The sequence below is a fragment of the Kitasatospora sp. NPDC085895 genome (genome assembly GCF_040702125.1).
Classification (GTDB): Bacteria; Actinomycetota; Actinomycetes; order Streptomycetales; family Streptomycetaceae; genus Kitasatospora; species Kitasatospora arboriphila.
Window position 1 is genome coordinate 104,400 of record NZ_JBFBJY010000012.1, and the last position, 18,646, is coordinate 123,045.

At 71.7% G+C, this 18,646-nt stretch carries 18 protein-coding genes and 1 riboswitch; of the genes, 9 read left to right on the forward strand and 9 right to left on the reverse strand.

Annotated elements, in window-relative coordinates:
• Window positions 1-99: 99 nt before the first annotated feature.
• Window positions 100-975 carry a GNAT family N-acetyltransferase gene (locus AB0442_RS10695; protein WP_366162081.1) on the reverse strand — a complete coding sequence of 292 codons (876 nt, stop codon included), beginning with the start codon at window positions 973-975 and terminating at the stop codon, window positions 100-102.
• Window positions 976-1,181: 206 nt separating this feature from the next.
• Here AB0442_RS10695 and AB0442_RS10700 point away from each other — a divergent pair, with 206 nt between their 5' ends.
• Window positions 1,182-1,535, forward strand: a complete 354-nt coding sequence (locus AB0442_RS10700) for an iron-sulfur cluster assembly accessory protein (protein ID WP_095876996.1) — start codon at window positions 1,182-1,184, stop codon at window positions 1,533-1,535.
• 188 nt (window positions 1,536-1,723) lie between these two features.
• Here the strand turns inward: AB0442_RS10700 and AB0442_RS10705 are convergent, their stop codons facing one another.
• Both AB0442_RS10705 and AB0442_RS10710 read right to left on the reverse strand, forming a co-directional pair.
• Window positions 1,724-2,311, reverse strand: a complete 588-nt coding sequence (locus AB0442_RS10705) for a hypothetical protein (RefSeq protein WP_366162082.1) — start codon at window positions 2,309-2,311, stop codon at window positions 1,724-1,726.
• Window positions 2,312-2,428: 117 nt separating this feature from the next.
• Window positions 2,429-2,656 carry a hypothetical protein gene (locus tag AB0442_RS10710; protein ID WP_366162083.1) on the reverse strand — a complete coding sequence of 76 codons (228 nt, stop codon included), beginning with the start codon at window positions 2,654-2,656 and terminating at the stop codon, window positions 2,429-2,431.
• 237 nt (window positions 2,657-2,893) lie between these two features.
• Between AB0442_RS10710 and AB0442_RS10715 the strand changes: the two genes are divergently transcribed.
• The gene (locus AB0442_RS10715) at window positions 2,894-3,868 is read left to right on the forward strand and encodes a carbohydrate kinase family protein (protein ID WP_363546590.1); all 975 of its coding nucleotides are present in this window, start codon (window positions 2,894-2,896) and stop codon (window positions 3,866-3,868) included.
• Between the two features lie 28 nt (window positions 3,869-3,896).
• Here the strand turns inward: AB0442_RS10715 and AB0442_RS10720 are convergent, their stop codons facing one another.
• Entirely contained in the window at window positions 3,897-5,363 is a 1,467-nt protein-coding gene (locus tag AB0442_RS10720; protein WP_366162084.1) for an aminotransferase class V-fold PLP-dependent enzyme, read from the reverse strand.
• A 340-nt stretch (window positions 5,364-5,703) separates the two neighbouring features.
• Here AB0442_RS10720 and AB0442_RS10725 point away from each other — a divergent pair, with 340 nt between their 5' ends.
• The 4 genes from AB0442_RS10725 to AB0442_RS10740 all read left to right on the forward strand — a co-directional run bounded on the left by AB0442_RS10725 (window position 5,704) and on the right by AB0442_RS10740 (window position 10,206).
• Window positions 5,704-6,585 (forward strand): cytochrome c oxidase subunit II, encoded by an 882-nt coding sequence (locus AB0442_RS10725; RefSeq protein WP_344626703.1) that lies wholly within the window; start codon window positions 5,704-5,706, stop codon window positions 6,583-6,585.
• An 89-nt stretch (window positions 6,586-6,674) separates the two neighbouring features.
• Window positions 6,675-8,357 carry a cytochrome c oxidase subunit I gene (ctaD, locus tag AB0442_RS10730; protein ID WP_363546637.1) on the forward strand — a complete coding sequence of 561 codons (1,683 nt, stop codon included), beginning with the start codon at window positions 6,675-6,677 and terminating at the stop codon, window positions 8,355-8,357.
• Entirely contained in the window at window positions 8,357-8,755 is a 399-nt protein-coding gene (locus AB0442_RS10735; RefSeq protein ID WP_363546584.1) for a cytochrome c oxidase subunit 4, read from the forward strand. The genes ctaD and AB0442_RS10735 overlap by 1 nt, the downstream gene beginning before the upstream one ends.
• Before the next feature lie 182 nt (window positions 8,756-8,937).
• Complete coding sequence (locus AB0442_RS10740) at window positions 8,938-10,206, forward strand: Ig-like domain-containing protein (RefSeq protein WP_366162085.1); 1,269 nt, start codon at window positions 8,938-8,940, stop codon at window positions 10,204-10,206.
• A gap of 14 nt (window positions 10,207-10,220) precedes the next feature.
• Here the strand turns inward: AB0442_RS10740 and AB0442_RS10745 are convergent, their stop codons facing one another.
• The 5 genes from AB0442_RS10745 to AB0442_RS10765 all read right to left on the reverse strand — a co-directional run bounded on the left by AB0442_RS10745 (window position 10,221) and on the right by AB0442_RS10765 (window position 15,014).
• Window positions 10,221-10,589 carry a GntR family transcriptional regulator gene (locus AB0442_RS10745; protein WP_344626706.1) on the reverse strand — a complete coding sequence of 123 codons (369 nt, stop codon included), beginning with the start codon at window positions 10,587-10,589 and terminating at the stop codon, window positions 10,221-10,223.
• A gap of 126 nt (window positions 10,590-10,715) precedes the next feature.
• Window positions 10,716-12,374 carry a cytochrome bc complex cytochrome b subunit gene (locus tag AB0442_RS10750; protein WP_366162086.1) on the reverse strand — a complete coding sequence of 553 codons (1,659 nt, stop codon included), beginning with the start codon at window positions 12,372-12,374 and terminating at the stop codon, window positions 10,716-10,718.
• Window positions 12,371-13,423 (reverse strand): Rieske 2Fe-2S domain-containing protein, encoded by a 1,053-nt coding sequence (locus AB0442_RS10755; RefSeq protein WP_366162088.1) that lies wholly within the window; start codon window positions 13,421-13,423, stop codon window positions 12,371-12,373. Before AB0442_RS10755 ends, AB0442_RS10750 begins: the two co-directional genes overlap by 4 nt.
• Before the next feature lie 8 nt (window positions 13,424-13,431).
• Window positions 13,432-14,238 (reverse strand): c-type cytochrome, encoded by an 807-nt coding sequence (locus AB0442_RS10760; RefSeq protein ID WP_366162089.1) that lies wholly within the window; start codon window positions 14,236-14,238, stop codon window positions 13,432-13,434.
• Between the two features lie 155 nt (window positions 14,239-14,393).
• Window positions 14,394-15,014 carry a heme-copper oxidase subunit III gene (locus AB0442_RS10765; RefSeq protein WP_030262982.1) on the reverse strand — a complete coding sequence of 207 codons (621 nt, stop codon included), beginning with the start codon at window positions 15,012-15,014 and terminating at the stop codon, window positions 14,394-14,396.
• Window positions 15,015-15,337: 323 nt separating this feature from the next.
• On the opposite strand from AB0442_RS10765, the gene AB0442_RS10770 reads away from it, so the two are divergent.
• The 3 genes from AB0442_RS10770 (at window position 15,338) to AB0442_RS10780 (ending at window position 18,616) form a co-directional block, all read left to right on the forward strand.
• Complete coding sequence (locus tag AB0442_RS10770) at window positions 15,338-15,763, forward strand: hypothetical protein (RefSeq protein ID WP_366162091.1); 426 nt, start codon at window positions 15,338-15,340, stop codon at window positions 15,761-15,763.
• A 131-nt stretch (window positions 15,764-15,894) separates the two neighbouring features.
• Window positions 15,895-16,968, forward strand: a complete 1,074-nt coding sequence (gene trpD / locus AB0442_RS10775; RefSeq protein ID WP_363546568.1) for an anthranilate phosphoribosyltransferase — start codon at window positions 15,895-15,897, stop codon at window positions 16,966-16,968.
• Window positions 16,969-17,081: 113 nt separating this feature from the next.
• A riboswitch (SAM riboswitch) is annotated at window positions 17,082-17,199 on the forward strand.
• 49 nt (window positions 17,200-17,248) lie between these two features.
• The gene (locus tag AB0442_RS10780; RefSeq protein ID WP_366162092.1) at window positions 17,249-18,616 is read left to right on the forward strand and encodes an aminotransferase class V-fold PLP-dependent enzyme; all 1,368 of its coding nucleotides are present in this window, start codon (window positions 17,249-17,251) and stop codon (window positions 18,614-18,616) included.
• Window positions 18,617-18,646 lie beyond the last annotated feature (30 nt).

Here is an 18,646-nt window from a genome sequence, read left to right on the forward strand (position 1 = left end):
CGGAAGCGGTCCACTGTACGGATCTGGGCGATCCCGGTCTGTACAGACGCCCACGCCCGGACTGCGCAGTTCCCCGCGCCCCTGTGTCGCGCGCCTTCCTTACAGGAAGGCCCCGTCGGGGAGGTACGGCACCGGGGGGCGCATGCCGCGGAGGGCCACGTAGCCGCGGGTGCCGACCGTGAGCCCCACCTCCAGGCCGACGTCGACCGCCCACTCCTGGTCGGCGGTGAGGTGTTCCACCAGCGCGTCCGTCCCCTCCGGGACCCGCGCCAGCGCCTCCCGCAGCAGCCGTACCGCGATCCGCTTCGACGTCGCCGCCAGCAGCTTCACCTCGCCGCCGTCCCGGTAGCAGTACCCGCTGCCCGCCAGCGAGTCCGCCACCAGCAGTTCCTCGAAGTGGGCCAGCATGAAGCCGTGGTCGGGCCCGTGCGCGGCGCCCCGCAGCCGCCGGTCCACCGAGTCCAGCAGGTGCAGTTGCCCCGGTCCTCCGGGGTGCACCGGGATGTCGCCCGGGTCCTGCAGTCCGGCCCGGTCGACCGGCCCCCGCAGTTGCATCGCCGGGTGCAGGGTGAACCCGCTCAGCCGGTACCGCCGTGCCGCGGCCGGCGACGGCGAGGCGCACAGCATGCCCCGCAGGCAGCCCCGCCCGTGCGCGGCCGCCCGCTGCAGCAGCAGCCGTCCGACGCCCTTGCCCTGCAGCGCCGGGTCGACCACCAGCAGGGCGAGCAGCCACAGCCCTTCGCGCCGCAGCGACAGCGCGGCCCCCACCGCCCGTCCGCCGTCCTCGGCGACCCAGCACCCCTGCGGGTCGGTCCGCACCAGGTGCCGGGTCCGCGCCTCGTGCCGGACGGCGCGGGCGTCCGGCACCGCCGTCCCGTCCCGCCGCGCGGTGTCCGGCTGTCCGAAGGCCGCCGCGGCCACCTCCCGCACGGCGACGGCGTCCGCGGCACTGTCCCTGACCGGCCGAATGATCACGCATCTCATCCTGGCCCGCCGCCGGACCCGCCGAGGGCGGTTTGCCGAGATCGGACGCCGAGCACGCACCGCCGATGTGCGAGCATGGGAGACGTAGAGGTGCGGGCGGCGAAAACGTCTCCCGGAATCACCACCGACCGGAAATGAATCCGGGCGGCCGCCGGTTGGCACTGGCGGCACACTGTCGTCACAGACCGGGAGTAAGCATGACCGTCCAGGACGAGACCACCGTCGAGAGTGGCATCCTCCTCACCGACGCCGCCGCGGCCAAGGTCAAGGGCCTGCTCGAGCAGGAGGGCCGCGACGACCTCGCGCTGCGCGTCGCCGTGCAGCCGGGCGGCTGCTCCGGCCTGCGCTACCAGCTGTTCTTCGACGAGCGTTCGCTGGACGGCGACGTCGTCAAGGACTTCGGCGGCGTGAAGGTCGTCACCGACCGCATGAGCGCCCCGTACCTGGGCGGCGCCACCGTGGACTTCGTCGACACCATCGAGAAGCAGGGCTTCACGATCGACAACCCGAACGCCACCGGCTCCTGCGCCTGCGGCGACTCCTTCAGCTGAGCCCCGCGGCCCAGCCGCACCCGCAGCAGCGACAGCAGCGGCGAACCGCCGGAGGGCGGCCCCGACACCCGGGGCCGCCCTCCGGCGGTTCTGCCTACGACTCCTCAGGGGCGCGGGAACTGCGCAGTCCGGGATCGGTGCTCCTGGCCGATCCGGCTCACCCCTGGTCCGCGCGGTGGCCCACAGACCTAGCGCGGCCCGCCCGGTACGTCACCCGTCATGGTGAGCCCGCTGCCGGAGGTCATGTCGATCACCTTGCGGTCGCCGAGCGGCTGCGCCAACTCCGCCGAGACCGACTCCTTCTTCGCCAGGGCCGGACACTCCTTGCCGCGCGGCGCCGGCTTCTCCACCATGACCCGGACCCGCACCAGGCCCGGCGCCTGCTCGTCCGCCTTCAGCCCGTACTGCTCGCAGACGCCGCCGTAGAAGTAGACGGTCAGGTGCGTCCCGCCCTCCAGGGTGTAGGAGATCGCTGGCAGGACCGCCGCGGTCGGCGTCGGCTCGCCGACGGCTATGCCGGGCTGGGTGGGCTGCCCGGGCTGCGGGGCCGAACTGCCCGCGCCGGACGGGCTGGGGGAGGGGCTCGGCGAGGCCGGGGCACCGGAGGCCGAGGCGCTCGCCGTGGGCGCGGCCGACGGCGCACCGCCCGCTCCGGTCGACGTCTGCGACCCGCAGGCGGACACCCCGCCGACGACGAGCGCCACCCCTGCCGCCAGCACGGCGGCCCGCCGCCGACGAGCGGCCCCGAACGGTACGACTGCGGTCCTTGCGTCCATGGTGCGACTTCCTCCCGAGGGTCCAGCGAACCGCCACCGAAGCGGTGCTGCGCCGGTTTGACGTGCCCCGGAGGAATCCGGTTCCACCCCGTGCCGGGGCGGGACCCGGGGGAGCGGTCAGCTCCCGTAGTCGGCCATCGCCGCCACCAGCCGCTGCGCACCGGACGGCACCGACACCCCCGCCGGGCGGGCGGCGGCGGGCTGCGGGCCGGCCGCGAGCGGCGGCCAGAACCGGCCGAGCCGGCGCGAGGAGCTGACCAGGGCGTCGAGGCTCTCGAAGTCGGCCTCGCCGCCGAGGGCACCCGGGCGGGCTGCGGGGGGCTGGGTGGGCATCATCGCTGTCATCGCTCCGATCGCCGGGCCGCGGCCTCGTCGCCACGGCACGCATGGCCGGGACCGGCCGACCGGCCCCCGTGCTGCGACCCTAGGCCGCCGCCGGGCGCCCCACCAGGGCTACTGCGGGGTAGTACCGGTTCGGGTCGTCCGGGTTTCCGGCCGGGGTGGCTGTACCGTAGGTGGGTCCACCACTGCTTCCGGCCGCACCAGGCCACCGCCGCCACCAGGCCTCCCGAGGAGACTCCCGTGCGTATCGCCGTCGCCGGCTCGATCGCCACCGACCACCTGACGACCTTCCCCGGCCGCTTCGCCGACCAGCTCGTCGCGGAGCAGCTGCACACCGTCTCGCTCTCCTTCCTGGTCGACACCCTCGACATCCGGCGCGGCGGCGTCGGCCCCAACATCGCGTTCGGCATGGGCGTCCTGGGCCTGCGCCCGGTCCTGGTCGGCGCGGCCGGCGCGGACTTCGACGAGTACCGGAGCTGGCTGGAGCGCAACGGCGTGGACACCGCCTCCGTGCACATCTCCGAGACCCGCCACACCGCGCGCTTCATGTGCACCACCGACCTGGACCACAACCAGATCGCCTCCTTCTACACCGGCGCGATGGCCGAGGCCCGCAACATCGAGCTCAAGCCGATCGCCGACCGCGTCGGCGGCCTCGACCTCGTCCTGATCGGCGCCGACGACCCGCAGGCGATGGTCCGCCACACCCAGGAGTGCCGCAGCCGCGGCTACGCCTTCGCCGCCGACCCCTCCCAGCAGCTGGCCCGCCTGGAGGGCGACGACATCCGCGAGATCGTCGACGGCGCCGCGTACCTCTTCACCAACGAGTACGAGGCCGCGCTCATCGAGTCCAAGACCGGCTGGGCCGCCGACGAGCTGCTGAACCGCGTCGGCACCCGGGTCACCACGCTCGGCCCCAAGGGCGTCCGGATCGAGCGCAAGGGCGAGCCGGCGATCACCGTGGGCTGCCCCGCCGAGGAGCGCAAGGCCGACCCGACCGGCGTCGGCGACGGCTTCCGCGCCGGCTTCCTCGCGGGCGTCTCCTGGGGCCTCGGCCTGGAGCGCGCCGCCCAGGTCGGCTGCATGCTCGCCACCCTGGTGATCGAGACCGTCGGCACCCAGGAGTACGAGCTGCGCCGCGCCCACTTCACCGACCGCTTCGCCGCCGCGTACGGCGACGAGGCGGCGGCCGAGGTCCGCGCGAAGCTGGCCTGACCCCGCCCGGTCGCGGCCGGGCGGGCGGTCAGTCCGTCCGGCGCACCAGGTAGGCCGTGCCCCGGTCGGCGCCGTACCGCGCGGCCGGGGCCTCGCCCAGGTACTCCTGGGCCCGCATGTCGCACCAGGCCGGGATGTCCAGCCGGGCCGCCTCGTCGTCGGCGAGCACCACGACGGTGCCGCCCGGCGGCACCTCGCCGATCCGCCGGGCGAGGTCGATCACCGGCAGCGGGCAGCGCTTGCCGAGGGCGTCCAGCACCAGCGCCTCCGCCTCTCCCGCGGGCTCCGGATCCGCCGACGGATCGGCCGACGGATCCGCCGCGCGCACCACCGGCTCCGGTTCCGGTTCCGCGGCGGGCAGCCGAAGGTCGAGCCCGAGCGGGGCCCGGACCGCCGCGACCAGCTCGGGCAGCGCGGCGAGGAAGCGGTCCACGTCCTCCTCCGCGGTGCCGTACGGGAGCGAGACCCGCACGTTGCCCTCGGTCAGCACCCCCATCGCCGCCAGCACGTGGCTCGGCGTCAGCGTGGAGGAGGTGCAGGAGGAGCCCGAGGAGACCGCGAACCCGGCCTTGTCCAGCTCGCCGAGCAGCACCTCGCCGTCCACGTACAGGCAGGAGAAGGTGACGACGTGGGGGAGTCGGCGCACCGGGTCGCCGACCACCTCGACCTCCGGCACCAGTGCGGGCACCCGGGTGCGGATGCGTTCCACCAGCGCGTGCAGCCGGGCGTTCTCCTGCTCGGCCTCGGCGCGGACGGCGCGCAGCGAGGCGGCGGCCGCGACGATCGCCGGCACGTTGACGTAGCCGGGCACCCGGCCGCGCTCGCGCTCGTCGGAGGGCAGCGGCGAGGCGTAGCGCACGCCCTTGCGGACGGCGAGCACGCCGACGCCGGCCGGCCCGCCCCACTTGTGGGCGCTGGCGGTCAGCAGCGACCAGCCGTGCGGGACGGGCAGCCGGCCCGCGCTCTGGGCGGCGTCCACCAGCAGCGGGATGCCGACGTTGCCGCACAGGTCGGCGACCTCCTCCACCGGCTGGACGGTGCCGACCTCGTGGTTGGCGCTCTGCAGCACGGCGAGCGCGGTGGCGTCGGTCAGCCGGGCGGCGAACTGGGTGGCCTTCACCCGGCCGTGCCGGTCGACCGGGACGACGCCGACCTCGCCGCCCTGGGCCTCGTGCAGCTCGGCGGTGTGCAGCACGCTGGAGTGCTCGACCGCGGAGTGCACCAGGTGGGCGCCGCGGCGGCGGTTGCCGCGCAGTGCGCCGAGGATGCCGAGCTGGACGGCCTGGGTGCCGCTCGCGGTGAAGGAGATCTCGTCCGCCCGGGCGCCGAGGTCCGCCGCGACTCCCTCGCGGGCGGCGTCCAGGAGCATGCGGGCCTGCCGCCCGGAGCGGTAGAGCCGCGCCGGGTCGGCCCACCCCTCGTCGATCGCCGCGTTCAGCGCCTGCCGGGCGACGGGGTGCAGGGGTGCGGTGGAGGCCACATCGAAGTACGACACCCTTCCACGCTATCCCCGCCCGGCCCGCGGCCCGGGTCGGCACCCGATTTCGCCGCATTCGTCCGGTGCGACGATCCGTCACCCGTGTGTCGCAGTCGAGTCCCCCGATCGGGTGTGGGACCCTCGAATGCCCGCCATGACCTGCACCGGAACGCCTGCCGCGGCTGATCGGGTAGGCGGGCGGCGCGTTAGCGGGGGCTGCTCGTGAGTGCCGCATAAGGATGCAGTAGCGTTTGGCCCGCATAAGCATTCAAACCGTGCCCGTGGCCGGGTCGCCGGGGAGGCGAACAGCACTCCCGGAGGCGGCGCGATCGCGGGCGAGACTTCGGGAAGGCGCTACGTGAGTCCCAACGGCTCCGACCGCTCGCCGCGGCGCACGATGCGGCGGAAGCTGCCTCAGGCGCTGGCACTGGGCCTCGTCATCGCGACCGCCACCGGCTGCTCGGCCAACGACCTCCCCAGGCTTGGCCTCCCCTCGCCCGTCACCGAGGAAGGCCCCCTGGTCCTCCACATGTGGCAGGGCTCGTGGATCGCGGCGCTGGCAGTGGGCGCACTGATGTGGGGTCTGATCCTCTGGAGCGTGATCTTCCACCGGCGTAGCCGCACCAAGGTGGAGATCCCCGCTCAGACCCGGTACAACGTGCCCATCGAGGCGCTGTACACCGCGGTCCCCCTCGTCATCGTCTCGGTGCTCTTCTACTTCGTCGCCCGCGACGAGACGCGCCTGACCGCGGTCAGCGCGAAGCCGCAGCACGTGGTGAACGTGGTGGGCTTCCAGTGGAACTGGGCGTTCAACTACGAGAACACCGAGATCCCGGACCCGGCCAACACCAACGCCGCGTACGACGTCGGCACGCCGGCCGAGGTGCCCACCCTGTACCTGCCGATCAACGAGTCGGTGGAGTTCGTCCTGACCTCCAACGACGTGATCCACGACTTCTGGCCCGTCAACTTCCTCATGAAGATGGACGTCGTGCCGGGCGTGGTGAACAAGTTCCAGGTGACCCCGACCTCCTTCGGCACCTTTGCCGGCAAGTGCGCCGAGCTCTGCGGCCAGGACCACTCCCGGATGCTGTTCAACGTCAAGGTCGTCACCCACGACCAGTACGAGCAGCACCTGAAGGAGCTTCGGGCCAAGGGCCAGTCCGGCGCGGTGCCCGCGGGCATCCTCGGAGCCGGCCACGCCGCCGGTGAGAAGACCACGGGAAGTGAAGAGAAGTGACCATCCTCAACGAGCCCGCCGCGGCCGGCGGGGGCGCCGGGGGCGTCACGGCCGGCAAGAGCGCCCGTGTCAACAAGCGGGGCAACGCGATCATCAAGTGGCTCACCACCACCGACCACAAGACGATCGGCACGATGTACCTGGCGACCTCGTTCGCCTTCTTCCTGATCGGTGGCGTCCTCGCCCTGGTCATGCGCGCCGAACTCGCCCGTCCGGGGACCCAGATCCTCTCGAACGAGCAGTTCAACCAGGCGTTCACCATGCACGGCACGATCATGCTGCTGATGTTCGCCACCCCGCTCTTCGCGGGCTTCGCGAACTGGATCATGCCGCTGCAGATCGGCGCTCCCGACGTCGCCTTCCCGCGTCTGAACATGTTCGCCTACTGGCTCTACCTGTTCGGCTCCGTCATCGCGGTGGCGGGCTTCCTGACCCCGCAGGGCGCGGCCGACTTCGGCTGGTTCGCCTACTCGCCGCTGTCCGACGCCGTCCGTTCGCCGGGCGTCGGCGCCGACATGTGGATCATGGGCCTGGCCTTCTCCGGCTTCGGCACCATCCTCGGTGCGGTCAACTTCATCACCACCATCATCTGCATGCGCGCCCCCGGCATGACGATGTTCCGGATGTCGATCTTCGTCTGGAACGTCCTGCTGACCGCCGTGCTGGTCCTGCTGGCCTTCCCGGTCCTGGCCGCCGCCCTGTTCGCCCTGGAGGCGGACCGCAAGTTCGGGGCGCACGTCTTCGACCCGGCCAACGGCGGCGCCATGCTGTGGCAGCACCTCTTCTGGTTCTTCGGCCACCCCGAGGTGTACATCATCGCGCTGCCGTTCTTCGGCATCGTGTCGGAGATCGTCCCGGTCTTCAGCCGCAAGCCGATGTTCGGCTACTCCGGCCTGATCGCGGCCACCATCGCGATCGCCGGTCTGTCCGTGACGGTGTGGGCGCACCACATGTACGTCACCGGCCAGGTGCTGCTGCCGTTCTTCTCCTTCATGACCTTCCTGATCGCGGTGCCTACCGGGGTGAAGTTCTTCAACTGGGTCGGCACCATGTGGAAGGGCTCGCTCAGCTTCGAGACCCCGATGCTGTGGACGATCGGCTTCCTGGTCACCTTCCTGTTCGGCGGTCTGACGGGCGTTCTGCTCGCCTCCCCGCCGATCGACTTCCACGTCTCGGACTCGTACTTCGTCGTCGCGCACTTCCACTACGTGGTCTTCGGCACGGTGGTGTTCGCGATGTTCGCGGGCTTCCACTTCTGGTGGCCGAAGATGACCGGCAAGATGCTCGACGAGCGTCTCGGCAAGATCACCTTCTGGACGCTGTTCATCGGCTTCCACACCACCTTCCTCGTCCAGCACTGGCTCGGCGCGGAGGGCATGCCCCGCCGCTACGCCGACTACCTGGCCTCGGACGGCTTCACCACGCTGAACAGCGTCTCGACCGTCGGCTCGTTCCTGCTCGGCCTGTCGATCCTGCCGTTCCTCTACAACGTCTGGAAGACGGCCAAGTACGGCGAGAAGCTCGAGGTGGACGACCCGTGGGGCTACGGCCGCTCGCTGGAGTGGGCGACCTCCTGCCCGCCGCCGCGGCACAACTTCCTCACGCTGCCGCGGATCCGCTCCGAATCCCCGGCGTTCGACCTGCACCACCCCGAGATCGCCGCGCTGGACTACCTGGAGAACCACGGTGAGCCGGCGAAGCACTTCGCGGGCGTGACCCCGGCGCAGTACGACCGTCCGCAGCTGGACAAGAAGAAGGAGGGCGACGCCTGATGAAGGAGCAGGGCAAGATCTTCGGCGGCTTCGCCGCCTTCATCCTGATCATGGCCGTCGTGTACGGCCTGTGGTCCAAGGAGCCGGCCGGCACCACCGCGCTGTTCCTGGCGTTCGGCCTCTGCGCCTTCATCGGGTACTACCTCGCCTTCACCGCCCGCCGGGTGGACAGCGGCGCGGGTGACAACCCCGAGGCCGAGGTCGCGGACGACGCCGGCGAGGTGGGCTTCTTCGCCCCGCACAGCTGGCAGCCGCTCGCGCTCGCCATCGGCGGCGCGCTGGCCTTCCTCGGTGTGATCTTCGGCTGGTGGCTGCTCTGGTGGTCGCTGCCGATCATCCTGATCGGCCTCTACGGCTGGGTCTTCGAGTTCTACCGCGGCGAGGACCAGAACCAGTAGGTTCCGGCACGTCAGGCCAAGGGCCGGGCACCCCTCGGGGGAGCCCGGCCCTTCGCCGTGCCCGCACTCACGCTCCGTCGCCGTCTCACCCGCCCGGTCCAACCGGGCCGCCTCCCGGGGTGCTGACGGCTCCCCGCCGTTCCTAGGCTCTGGTACATCGTCGGGAGACCTCGGAGGCACCGGTGAACGGTTGTCGGAGACTCGCACACGGCAAGGCCGGCATAACGGCCCTCATCCTGCTGGCCCCGATCGCGGCCTGCTCGTCCGGAAGCCAGGACCGGTCCGTCGGACCGGTCACCCGCACCGTCGACGCCGCACCGCTGGTGCGGACCTCGGCCGGGGAGCGGGTGGACCCCGCCAAGCCCTTCACGGTGACCGCCCAACCGGGCAGCACCCTCACGGACGTCACCGTCTCGGGCCCGGACGGCCGGCTGGTGGCCGGTGAGCTGGCCGACGACGGGCGCAGCTGGCACACCACCGGGCGGCTGCGGGCGGGCACCGCCTACACCGCCCGAATAGCCGCCGACGACGGCAAGGGCGGCCGCGGCGAGACCACCACGGCGTTCAGCACGCTCGCCGCGCAGAACCTGCTCACCGCCCAGCTCGGCCCGGACTCCTCCGGCAGCGGCGTCTACGGCGTCGGCCAGCCGCTCACGGTGAAGCTCTCCGCCCCGGTCAAGGACCCGGCGGCCCGCCGCGAGGTCGAACAGGGCCTCACCGTCACCTCCCAGCCCGCCGTGACCGGCGCCTGGTACTGGGTGGACGACAGCAACCTGCACTTCCGCCCCGAGCAGTACTGGCCGGCCAACGCCACGGTGAAGCTCTCCTTCGACCTCACCGGCGCCGCGGTGTCCGACGGCCTGTACGGCGGCGAGCCGAGCAGCCTCTCCTTCCGCACCGGGGACCGCGTGGAGGCCGTCGTGGACGCCGCCACCCACGAGCTGACGTACCGCCGCAACGGCGAGGTGGTCCGCACGATCCCGGTCACCACCGGCAAGCCGGGCTTCGACACCCGCAACGGCATCAAGGTGGTCCTCGGCCAGGAGGCCAGCGTCCGGATGAGCGGCGAGACCATCGGCATCGCCGCCGGCAGCGCCGACTCCTACGACCTGCAGGTGGAATGGGCCACCCGGGTGACCTGGAGCGGCGAGTACGTGCACGCCGCCCCCTGGTCGGTCGGCTCCCAGGGCAAGGCCAACGTCAGCCACGGCTGCACCGGGATGAGCACGGAGAACGCCAAGTGGTTCTTCGACAACACCCGGGTCGGCGACATCGTCCAGGTCGTCAACAGCCTCGGCCACGAGATGGAGCCGTTCGGCAACGGCTACGGCGACTGGAACATCAGCTGGACGGACTACGTGAAGCACTCGGCGACGGGTGCCCGGGTCTCCACCGCGGGCAGCGCCGACACGGCCGTCCAGGCCTCCGGGGACATGCAGCCCCAGCCCTGACACCCCTCTGGGCCTCAGCCGCGGTAGACCGCCTGCAGGGCCGTGTGAGCGGCCGCCAGGGCCTCGTCGCGGCCGAGGCCCAGGCGGTGCACCCGCTCCGCGAACTCGGCGGCCGCGGCGGCGGCCAGCCGGTGGGCGCTGTCCCCGGTGGCGGCGATCGTGGTGCCGCGCCGGCCGTGGGTCTCCACCACCCCGTCGGCCTCCAGCTCGCGGTAGGCGCGGGCGACGGTGTTCGCCGCCAGCCCCAGCTCCTCGGCCAGCGCCCGGACGGTGGGGAGCTTCAGGCCCACGGGCAGCTCGCCGCTGCGGGCGCGCTCCGCGATCTGGCTCCGCACCTGCTCGTACGGGGGAGTGGCGGCGGTGTGATCGATGGTCAGCTGCACGGGCCCATTGTGGCAGGGCCCGGCAGGGCCGGCCCGGGTCCGGCCCGGGTCCGGCCCGGGTGCGGAAAGGCCGAGGGCCCCTGCCGGTTCGGCAGGGGCCCTCGGGCTGTGGCGATCTCTACGGGATCAGTGGTGGCCGTGGCCGCTGGTGATCTCGTGGTGCTCCTCGGCGGTCGGCTTGGCGATCTGGCCGCCCTCGCCGTAGAAGGCCTCGGAGAGCTTGGCGCGGGTCTTCGCGATCCGGCCGGCCTTGCGGGCCACGCCGTTCTCGTCGACCTCGGCCGGCAGCTCCAGCGGCTGCGGCTGCTCGTGCGCGGTGAGCTTGTACAGCTTGTCCTGCGGCAGCTGCTCGTGGATCTCGACGAACTCACCGTGCGGCAGGCGCTTGATGATGCCGCTCTCGCGGCCGTGCAGCACCTTGTCCTTGTCGCGGCGCTGCAGACCCAGGCACCACCGCTTGGTGATGAAGAAGGTCAGCACCGGGACGACGAAGAAGCCGACACGGACGAAGTAGGTGATCGAGTTGATCGACAGGTGCAGGTGCGTCGCCAGCAGGTCGTTGCCACCGCCGATGAGCAGCAGCACGTACAGGCTGATCCAGGCCGCGCCGAAGCCGGTGCGGACCGGGGCGTTGCGCGGGCGGTCGGCGATGTGGTGCTCGCGCTTGTCGCCGGTGACCCAGGCCTCGATGAACGGGTAGACCCAGATGGCCATCAGGACCAGCGGGAAGACCATCAGCGGGATGAACACGCCCAGGTTCAGGGTGTGGCCCCAGGCGCGGATCTCCCAGCCCGGCATGACGCGGATCAGGCCCTCGGAGAAGCCCATGTACCAGTCCGGCTGGGCGTCGGTGGACACCTGGTCGGGGCGGTACGGGCCGTACGCCCAGATCGGGTTGACGGTCGCGATCGCCGAGGCGGCCGCGATGACGCCGAACACCAGGAAGAAGAAGCCACCGGCCTTGGCCATGTAGACCGGCATCAGCGGCATGCCGACGACGTTCTTCTCGGTGCGGCCGGGGCCCGCGAACTGGGTGTGCTTGTGGTAGAAGACCAGGATCAGGTGGGCCACCAGCAGGCCCAGCATGATGCCCGGGATCAGCAGCACGTGGATGGTGAAGAACCGCGGCACGATGTCGGTGCCGGGGAACTGACCGCCGTACAGGAAGAACTGCAGGTACGTGCCGACCAGCGGCACCGCCAGGATCGCGCCCTCCATGAAGCGGATACCGGTACCGGACAGCAGGTCGTCCGGGAGCGAGTAGCCCATGAAGCCGTCGAACATGCCGAGGAAGAGCAGACCGGCGCCGAAGAGCCAGTTGATCTCGCGCGGCTTGCGGAACGCGCCGGTGAAGAAGACGCGCATCATGTGCACCAGCATCGCGGCGACGAAGACGATCGCCGCCCAGTGGTGGATCTGGCGGATCAGCAGACCGCCGCGCACCTCGAAGCTGATGTCCATGGTCGAGGCGTACGCCTCGGACATCCGGATGCCGTTGAGCGGGGCGTACGAACCGTGGTAGACGGTCTCGGCCATGCTCGGCTTGAAGAACAGCGTCAGGTAGACGCCGGTCAGGATGATGATGATGAAGGTGTAGAGGCAGATCTCGCCCAGCATGAAGGACCAGTGGTCCGGGAAGATCTTGCGCAGGTTGGACTTGGCGAGGGTGTAGATACCCAGCCGTCCGTCCGTCCAGTCAGCGGCCGCCTCGAACTTGTTCGCAGGCTTGGCACGGGTGCTGGCCGGCTTGGATGCGCCGGAGTTGGCGTTGCTCGCGGTGCTCACGGCCGCTCCCAGTAGCTCGGGCCGACGGGCTCCTGGAAGTCGCCGGTGGCGACCAGGAAGCCCTTCTCGTCAGTGGTGATCTTCAGCTGCGGCAGCGGGTGGCCGGCCGGGCCGAAGATGACGCGCGCGCCGTCCGCCAGGTCGAAGGTCGACTGGTGGCAGGGGCAGAGCGCGTGGTGGGTCTGCTGCTCGTACAGGCTGATCGGGCAGCCGACGTGGGTGCAGATCTTCGAGTAGGCCAGGATGCCCTCGAAGCCGAGGTCCGCGGACTTCTGGTCCTTCAGGTCCTCCGGAGCGATCCGGATGATCATCAGGGCGTCCTTGGCGATCTGCTCCTGGAAGAACTCCTGGTCCTCCTCCAGGCCCTCGGGCTTGGCGAAGGTCAGCGAGCCGGTGACGATGTCCTCGGGCTTCATCGGCTCGTTGGTGTTCATGTTGATCAGCTTGAGGGGCTTGGCCGGGGTGGCCACCTCCCAGCCGGTGTGCGCCAGCTTGTCCTCGGGCAGCGGGCCCAGGTCGCGCAGCAGCACCACGCCGGACAGCGGCACCAGGGCCATCGAGCCGATCAGGGTGTTGCGGAGCATCTTGCGGCGGCCGAAGCCGGACTCCGCGGCGCCCGTCCTGAACTGCTCGATGACGTCGGCACGCAGCTCGTCGTCGGCCTCGATCGGGTGGCGCTCGGCCGGGATCTCGTGGTCCGACATCAGGGTGCGCGCCCAGTGGACGGCGCCCGCGCCGATGCAGAAGAGCGCCACACCGAGGGTCATGCCGAGCGCGAAGTTCAGCGCGCTGACGTGGCCCAGCGGGAAGATGTAGACGATCTTGTCGATGTCGATGGCCACGTACGAGGCGATGAAGCCCACGGTGGCGAGCATCGAGACGATGAACAGCAGGGAGACCTGCCGCTCCGCGCGCTTGGCGGCGCGCTCGTCGATGTCGGTCCGGCGCGGCTCGTGGGCCGGCAGACCGGGGTCGGCGAACGGGTCGCCGTGGACGGCGACCTCGTGCCCTTCGGAGCCGTGCGACTCCGGCAGCTTCTCGTCAGACATCTCGTGGCTCATGACTTCTTGGCCTTGGTGGTGTGGGCGGCGACCCAGATCGCGGTCACGATGAGCGCACCGAGGGCGAAGATCCAGCCGAACAGGCCCTCGGTCACCGGACCGAGGCTGCCCAGGGACAGGCCGCCGGGGCTGGGCTCGTCGTTGGTGTGGCTGACGAAGGCCACGATCTGCTTCTTCTGCTCCTCCGGCATGGTGGTGTCGGGGAACGACGGCATGTTCTGCGGGCCGGTCTGCATGGCCTCGTAGATGTGCTTCGGGGAGGTGTTCTCCAGCGTCGGGGCGTACTTGCCCTTCGTCAGGGCACCGCCCTTGCCCGCGAAGTTGTGGCACTGGGCGCAGTTGGTCCGGAAGAGCTCGCCGCCCTTGGCCACGTCGTTCGGGTTCGTCGAGGTGTACTGCTCCTTGGTCGGAGCGACCGGGCCGGGGCCGAGCGAGGCCACGTAGGCGGCCAGCTGGTCGATCTGCGCCTGGGAGTAGACGACCTTCTTGGAGGGCACCTGGGCGCCGCTCTGCTGGGCCGGCATGCGACCGGTGCCGACCTGGAAGTCGACCGCGGCGGAACCCACGCCCACCAGGCTCGGGCCGTCGGAGCTGCCCTGGCCGTCGAGGCCGTGGCAGGAGGAGCAGCCCACGGCGAAGAGCTTCTTGCCCTCTTCGATCGCGAGCGACTGCGCGGAGGTGTCGGCCTGCGCCTTCTCGGCGGGCGCGAACGCGGCGTACAGCCCCCCGGTGGCCGCCAGGGCGAGAAGTAGGACGACCAGCGCCGCCAGTGGGTGGCGCCGTCGTGCGGAGAGCTTTTTCACGGATTAACCCCGGTGTCAGGATCTGGTCGGCTGGGTGGCTGCGCCCGTGGGACCGGTCTGCTCGGGGCCGGTACCCGGGTCGGGGCGGACTGGTCGGCGGGGCTCCCGCGCGGGGCGGGTGCTCTCCGGCCGGCGGCCAGCGACCTGATCAGCCTTTACTTGATCAGGTAGATGGTCGCGAACAGGCCGATCCACACGACGTCGACGAAGTGCCAGTAGTACGACACCACGATCGCGGCGGTGGCCTGCTCGTGCGTGAACCGCCTGGCGGCGTACGTCCGCCCCAGGACCAGCAGGAAGGCGATCAGACCACCCGTCACGTGCAGGCCGTGGAAGCCGGTGGTCAGGTAGAACACCGTGCCGTACGGGTCGGAGGACAGCGACAGGCCGTCCACCTTGACCAGCTCGGTGTACTCGAAGATCTGGCCGCCGATGAAGATCGCGCCCATCACGAAGGTGATCGTGAACCACGAGCGGAGCTTCTTCACGTCACCGCGCTCGGCGGCGAACACGCCGAGCTGGCAGGTGAGGGAGGAGAGCACCAGGATCGTGGTGTTCACCGAGGAGAACGGCACGTTGAGGGCGTCCGCCTTCTCCGTCCAGAACTCCGATCCCATGACCGAGCGGAGCGTGAAGTACATCGCGAACAGGGCCGCGAAGAACATCAGCTCGGAGCTCAGCCAGACGATGGTTCCGACGCTGACCAGGTTCGGCCTGTTGACCGCTCCGTGCGCGTGTCCGGTTTCTGTTGCTGTTGCTGTCGCCACGACGGACATTATGTCGGTCCCTTATTCCGTCTTCACGCCGGGGGGTGCTCCTCGGAGTGTCCGGTGCGTGCGGTACGCCCCCCTGGCGCTGGCCTGCGCGGACGTCCGGCGCTGCTCCGCCCGGGTGTCCGTTTTCTGACGGTTGTTCGGGGTGGGCGAGGCGGAGTACCCCGCGCGGGTGAGATTCGGGCGCGGCGGCTTGAGGGAGATCGCGTCAGGGACTCACCGGGAGGGCCCCGCCGGAGTAGCATCCGGAGGTGAACGTGGTCCGGGTCACACTGGGCCGTTCGGAGCGGCACATATAAGAGGACGAGCACCCGGGAGCAGGGCCCATGGCGCACACGACCGACGAGACGCTCACCGTTCTCGTCTACAGCGACGACCGCAACACCCGCGAGCAGGTCACCCTGGCCCTGGGCCGCCGGCCCGCCGCGGACCTGCCCGCCGTCGAGTACCTGGAGTGCGCCACCACCCCGGCGGTGCTCCGCGCCCTGGAGCGCGGCGGCGTGGACCTCTGCGTGCTGGACGGCGAGGCCGTCCCCGCCGGCGGCCTCGGCCTCACCCGCCAGCTCAAGGACGAGATCTACGGCTGCCCGCCGGTGCTCGTCCTGATCGGCCGGCCGCAGGACTCCTGGCTCGCCGCCTGGAGCCGCGCCGACGCCGCCATCGCGCAGCCGGTCGACCCGGTCGCCCTCGCCGAGGCCGCCGCCACCCTGCTCCGCGCCCGGATCGCCAAGCGGACGCCCGCCCGCCGCTGACCGGGCCTCCGGCACCACCCGTCTCACCAGGAGAGAAGGGGCGGCGGGATCGGCACGGCCGCCCGCCGCCGCTCGCTAGGCTGACTCCGTCCCTTGTATCGGCGCACTACCGATGAGAGCTGGAGTCGGCCATGGTGAACGTGAACCCTGCGAACGGCGGCAAGGACCCCGTGCAGGTGGTCCGCACCTGGCCCGACGTCCTGACGGCACTGTTGCGCGGCGAGGACCTCGCGGAGGCGGACACCGCCTGGGCGATGGACCAGATCATGAGCGGCGAGGCCTCGCCCGTGCAGGTCGCCGGCTTCATGGTCGCGCTGCGCGCCAAGGGCGAGACGGTCGAGGAGATCGCCGGCCTGGTCGACGCGATGTACGCGCACGCCGAGCCGCTGCACATCCCCGGCCCGGCCGTGGACATCGTCGGCACCGGCGGCGACCGCGCGAAGACCGTCAACATCTCCACCATGTCGGCGATCGTCGCGGCCGCGGCCGGCGCCAAGGTCGTCAAGCACGGCAACCGGGCCTCCTCCTCCGCGTCCGGCTCCTCCGACGTGCTGCAGAAGCTCGGCATCAGCCTCGACCTCGGCGCCCGGCGGGTCGCCGAGGTGGCCGAGGAGGTCGGCCTGACCTTCTGCTTCGCGGCGAAGTTCCACCCCGCGATGCGGCACGCGGCGACCGCGCGGGCCGGGCTCGGCGTGCCCACCGCCTTCAACATCCTCGGCCCGCTGACCAACCCGGCCCGGGTCACCTCGCACGCCGTCGGCTGCTTCGACACCCGGCTCGCCGGACTGATCGCCGGCGTCTTCGCCCGGCGCGGCGCCACCGCACTGGTCTTCCGCGGCGACGACGGCCTGGACGAACTGACCGTCTGCACCACCTCGCACGTGTGGATCGTCAAGGACGGCACCGTCACCGAGACGGACTTCGACCCGCGGGACGTCGGGATCGAACTGGCCGGGATCGAGGCCCTCCGCGGGGCCGACGCCGAGCACAACGCGGCCGTCGCACGGCGGCTGTTCGCCGGTGAGCGCGGCCCGGTGCGGGACGCCGTCCTGCTCAACACGGCCGCCGCGCTGGCGGTGCTCGACCTCACCGACGCACCGCTCGCCGAGCAGCTCGCCGCAGGGATCGAGCGGGCGGCCGCGGCCGTCGACTCCGGCGCGGCGGAGGCGACGCTCAAGCGCTGGGCCGAGGCGACGAACAAGTAGCGGGCCGCCGGCGAGCCGCACGGGGCGCACGGGGGCATCCGGCCGAGGGCCGGTCCCCCGCGCGCCCCGTCGTGCTTGACCCGTCGCACAGCGGTCACCTAGAGTCCTGCGCAGGTCATGAGTGGCAGCGTCAAGCCCCAGCTTGCTGTCCGGCAACCCTCCGTCCGTGGCGGGGTGCCCTGGGTGAGGACCGGGCCGTGCGGAGAACCGTCCGCGTGGCAAGCGCGGACTTCCGGCGATGCATCCCCGGGGTCCCCACCCCGTGAAGGAGTGCATCCTCATGTCGCTTTCCACCGACCTCTGCGCCCCGCTCGCCGTCCTCGGCCACGACGTCCGGGTGCCGCTCGCCACCGGTGAGAAGGTCGGCTACGCCGCACTCGACTACGCCGCCAGCGCCCCCGCCCTGCAGCGGGTCTGGGACGACGTCGCCGCCTACGCCCCCTACTACGGCAGCGTCCACCGCGGCGCCGGCTACCTCTCGCAGCTCTCCACCGACCTGTTCGAGCAGAGCCGCCGCACCGTCGCCGACTTCCTCGACCTGCGCGAGGGCGACCAGGTGGTGTTCACCCGCGCCACCACCGACTCGCTCAACCTGCTCGCCGGGGCCCTCCCCGCCGGCACCCGGGTGTTCGCCTTCGAGACCGAGCACCACGCCTCCCTGCTGCCCTGGCGCCACGCCGGTCTGACGGTCGAGTACCTGCGCGCCCCGCGCTCGCACGCCGAGGCCGTCGCCGCCCTGGACGCCGCCCTCGCCGCCGGATCCCCGGACGGCCCGCGCCTGCTGTGCGTCACCGGCGCCTCCAACGTCACCGGCGAACTGTGGCCGATCGCCGAACTCACCGGGACCGCCCACCGGCACGGCGCCCGGGTGGTGCTGGACGCCGCCCAGCTCGCCCCGCACCACCGCCTGTCGGTCCGTGAACTCGACGTCGACTGGGTCGCGTTCTCCGGCCACAAGCTCTACGCGCCGTTCGGCGCCGGGGTGCTCGCCGGCCGCAGCGACTGGCTTGACGCCGCCGAGCCCTACCTGGCGGGCGGCGGCGCCAGCCGCACCGTCGCCCGGGAGGCCGACGGCTCGGTGGCCGTCGAGTGGCACACCGGCCCGGCCCGCCACGAGGCGGGCTCGCCCAACGTGATCGGCGCCTACGCCATCGCCTCCGCCTGCCGGGCGCTCACCGAGGCCGGGTTCGACGCCCTGGAGGCCCGCGAGCAGGCGCTCGTCGAGCGGCTCACCGCCGGGCTGGCCGGGATCCCCGAGGTCAGGGTGCTCAACCTGTTCGGCGAGCGGTCCGCCCGGGTGGGCGTGCTCTCCTTCGTCGTCCGCGGCTGGAACAGCTCGCACTTCTCGGCGGCGCTCTCCGCCGAGTACGGCATCGGCGTCCGCGACGGCCTGTTCTGCGCGCACCCGCTGGTGCGGACGCTGCTCGGCGGGGAGGAGGCGGCGCCGTCCGCGTGCGGCGCGCCGGAGCCGTCGCTGCCGGGGGAGCGGAGCCTCAACGCGATCCGGGTCAGCTTCGGCGCGGGCACCCCGGAGGAGCACGTGGACCGCTTCCTGGCCGCCGTCCGCGAGCTCGTCACCGACGGCGCCCGCTGGTCCTACCGCAACGAGGGCGGCCGCTGCGTCGCGGACACCGACCGCGCGGCCTGAGACGTTCGGGGTGCGCACTCAGGGGCGCGT

Coding starts and splice junctions, on each gene's coding strand:
- AB0442_RS10700 (WP_095876996.1), top strand. CDS start 1,182: ATGACCGTCCAGGACGAGACCACCGTCGAGAGTGGCATCCTCCTCACC.
- AB0442_RS10705 (WP_366162082.1), bottom strand. CDS start 2,311: ATGGACGCAAGGACCGCAGTCGTACCGTTCGGGGCCGCTCGTCGGCGG.
- AB0442_RS10710 (WP_366162083.1), bottom strand. CDS start 2,656: ATGACAGCGATGATGCCCACCCAGCCCCCCGCAGCCCGCCCGGGTGCC.
- AB0442_RS10735 (WP_363546584.1), top strand. CDS start 8,357: ATGAAGGAGCAGGGCAAGATCTTCGGCGGCTTCGCCGCCTTCATCCTG.
- AB0442_RS10755 (WP_366162088.1), bottom strand. CDS start 13,423: ATGTCTGACGAGAAGCTGCCGGAGTCGCACGGCTCCGAAGGGCACGAG.
- AB0442_RS10765 (WP_030262982.1), bottom strand. CDS start 15,014: ATGTCCGTCGTGGCGACAGCAACAGCAACAGAAACCGGACACGCGCAC.
- AB0442_RS10770 (WP_366162091.1), top strand. CDS start 15,338: ATGGCGCACACGACCGACGAGACGCTCACCGTTCTCGTCTACAGCGAC.
- trpD (WP_363546568.1), top strand. CDS start 15,895: ATGGTGAACGTGAACCCTGCGAACGGCGGCAAGGACCCCGTGCAGGTG.
- AB0442_RS10780 (WP_366162092.1), top strand. CDS start 17,249: ATGTCGCTTTCCACCGACCTCTGCGCCCCGCTCGCCGTCCTCGGCCAC.